This window comes from Blautia sp. AF14-40 (assembly GCF_003479665.1).
GTDB classification, from domain to species: Bacteria; Bacillota; Clostridia; order Lachnospirales; family Lachnospiraceae; genus Fusicatenibacter; species Fusicatenibacter saccharivorans.
Genome location: NZ_QUHK01000083.1, coordinates 1 through 2,696, shown reverse-complemented (window position 1 = coordinate 2,696; position 2,696 = coordinate 1). Strand labels below are relative to the sequence as shown.

Annotated in this window: 4 protein-coding genes; 3 read left to right on the top strand and 1 reads right to left on the bottom strand. The window is 42.9% G+C overall.

Features of this window, described 5'->3' with window-relative positions:
• A partial coding sequence (locus tag DWW13_RS18260; protein ID WP_199674889.1) for an FtsK/SpoIIIE domain-containing protein occupies nt 1–1,205 on the top strand: 1,205 nt, incomplete at its 5' end.
• Nucleotides 1,206–1,210: 5 nt separating this feature from the next.
• On the opposite strand, the gene DWW13_RS18255 is transcribed toward DWW13_RS18260, so the two are convergent.
• The gene (locus DWW13_RS18255) at nt 1,211–1,411 is read right to left on the bottom strand and encodes a helix-turn-helix domain-containing protein (RefSeq protein WP_004612745.1); all 201 of its coding nucleotides are present in this window, start codon (nt 1,409–1,411) and stop codon (nt 1,211–1,213) included.
• Between the two features lie 111 nt (nt 1,412–1,522).
• Between DWW13_RS18255 and DWW13_RS18250 the strand changes: the two genes are divergently transcribed.
• Both DWW13_RS18250 and DWW13_RS18245 read left to right on the top strand, forming a co-directional pair.
• Complete coding sequence (locus tag DWW13_RS18250; protein WP_117888447.1) at nt 1,523–1,933, top strand: hypothetical protein; 411 nt, start codon at nt 1,523–1,525, stop codon at nt 1,931–1,933.
• Nucleotides 1,934–2,171: 238 nt separating this feature from the next.
• Nucleotides 2,172–2,696 (top strand): helix-turn-helix domain-containing protein (locus DWW13_RS18245; protein WP_147398344.1); only part of this gene is annotated, 525 nt, incomplete at its 3' end.

The following is a 2,696-nucleotide window of genomic DNA, read 5'->3' as shown; positions in this document are numbered from 1 at the left end:
AAAACGGCTTGACGCTCTCCCCTTACAACTTCATAACCATATTGATAGCGACGGGTGTTTGTGCATTGGTCGCTTTTCTATATTACCGCTTCTGTTACGACAGTTTCAAGAAGCTCCTGCACCGTCAAAAGCTGGCAAGAATGGTACTGGAAAATAAGTGGTATGAAGCCGATACCGTACAAGACAGCGGTTTTTTTACTGACCTGCAAAGCAGATCAAGGGAAAAAATCGTCTGGTTTCCAAAGATTTATTATCAAATGGAAAAGGGACTGCTTCATATCCGCTGTGAAATTACGCTGGGGAAATATCAAGACCAGCTTTTACGGTTAGAGGATAAATTGGAAAGTGGCTTGTATTGTGAACTGACCGACAAGACCCTGCACGACGGCTATATCGAATATACCCTGCTTTATGATATGATAGCGAACCGTATTACCATTGATGAAGTACGGGCAGAAAACGGCAGTCTTAGGCTGATGAAAAATCTTGTCTGGGAATATGACGCACTCCCTCACGCTCTTATCGCTGGTGGGACGGGTGGCGGTAAAACTTATTTTCTGCTGACGCTCATTGAAGCCCTACTGCATACCAACGCTGTCCTTTACGTCTTAGACCCGAAAAATGCGGACTTAGCAGACTTGGGGACAGTTATGGGAAATGTGTATCACACCAAAGAAGAAATGATTGATTGCGTCAATGCCTTTTATGAGGGCATGGTACAGCGAAGTGAGGAAATGAAACGACACCCGAACTATAAGACTGGCGAAAACTATGCCTATCTGGGACTGCCACCCTGCTTTCTTATCTTTGATGAATATGTGGCATTTTTTGAAATGCTGGGGACGAAAGAAAGCGTGAGCCTACTTAGCCAGTTAAAGAAAATCGTTATGTTAGGGCGACAAGCAGGTTATTTCCTTATCGTCGCCTGCCAACGTCCAGACGCAAAATATTTCTCGGACGGTATCAGAGATAACTTCAATTTCCGTGTGGGACTTGGGCGTATCAGCGAATTAGGTTACGGTATGCTGTTCGGTTCAGATGTGAAAAAGCAGTTTTTCCAGAAGCGTATCAAGGGGCGTGGCTATTGTGATGTGGGGACAAGCGTTATAAGCGAATTTTACACGCCTTTAGTCCCAAAAGGACATGATTTTCTAAAAGAAATCGGCAGACTGGAAGAAAAAAGGACTGCAAGCAACGAAAGCTGACAATCCTACTTCAATTTCAATATGTCGTTTGGGGAACATTCCAGAAAATCACAGAGCTTTGCAAGGATTGTGAGGTCAATTCTGGAAACTTTGTTCTTGCAATAGTTATTAAGCTGTGTCCGCTGTAATTTACACGCTTCACAGACTTTGTTTTTGCTGATATTCTTCTCTTTCAAAAGATTTTCTAAATCAATATATACCTGCATACGCTGTACCTCGTCTTTTCTTTGAATTATAAGATACAACTGTATTGATAAATAAGATGTATTACCGTAGACTGTATTATAATACACCCCACAAGAAAGGACAGTAACAGTATGTGCAAAAAGAGAAAAATAATAACAATCACGGTACTTTTTGTGCTGGGAGTGGCGGTTTCCTATCTGCAATGGGGACGTGAGATTGATGTAGCAGGAAGTATGGGGACTTCATCAGAAAATTTCCATGAAGAACACGTTACCTTTACGCTCAACCGTCTTATCATCACAGATAAAGAAAAATGTGCAGAGGAAATCATCAAAAAATGCGGGGAGAATGATTTTGCTTCTACTCTGTTCAGCTATGATGTGGCAAAGCCAAACGCTCTATATGGTACGGTGTACCGTTCCCGTTTTTCCATGAAAGGACAAAAGCCTTTGTTTCACTTCCGATATACGCAGACAGCGGACACGCTCGGTTCATACAACATTGTTGATGATCCAGAAGCGTTCACGCTGGTAATCGAATAACGCAAGGCAGGACGGGACGGCGACGTGCGAAGCGAAAGGCGACGGCACGGACTAGCCGTTGCTGGTGTGGCGTAAGCCACGCCAGCAGGTAAAACCCCTCGGTATCTAACAGAGGGGTACGTTTGCAAATAGACAATAGACAAAAAACATAGGAAACATAAGGCTTCTGGCATGATTTTCCAGCAAAAATCGGCTGTGAAGTCGCCTTAAAAAACTTCACACTTTACAGATTGGGGGTATGGTTCTGAATGAAGAACAATGGATAAAAGAATTACGGGAGAAACGGATTGCTTATGGTATCTCACAAGGCAGGCTGGCGGTGGCTTCTGGTATCACAAGGGAATATCTCAACAAGATAGAAAGCGGAAAAATGAAGCCGTCAAAGGAACTTCTGGAAACTCTGCATAAAGAACTGGCAAGGTTCAATCCAGAAGTACCGCTTACCATGCTGTTTGATTATGTGAAAATTCGTTTTCCCACGCTGGATATACAGCACATCATCAAAGATATATTAAAACTGAATATCAATTATATGCTCCATGAAGATTACGGACATTACAGTTATACGGAGCATTATTCTTTAGGGGACATCTTTATCTATACGTCGGCTGACGAAGAAAAAGGTGTCCTTTTAGAGTTAAAGGGGCGTGGTTGCCGACAGTTTGAAAGTTACCTGCTGGCACAACAAAGAAGTTGGTATGACTTTCTCATGGACGCACTCATAGACGGTGGCGTGATGAAGCGTATCGACCTTGCTATCAAC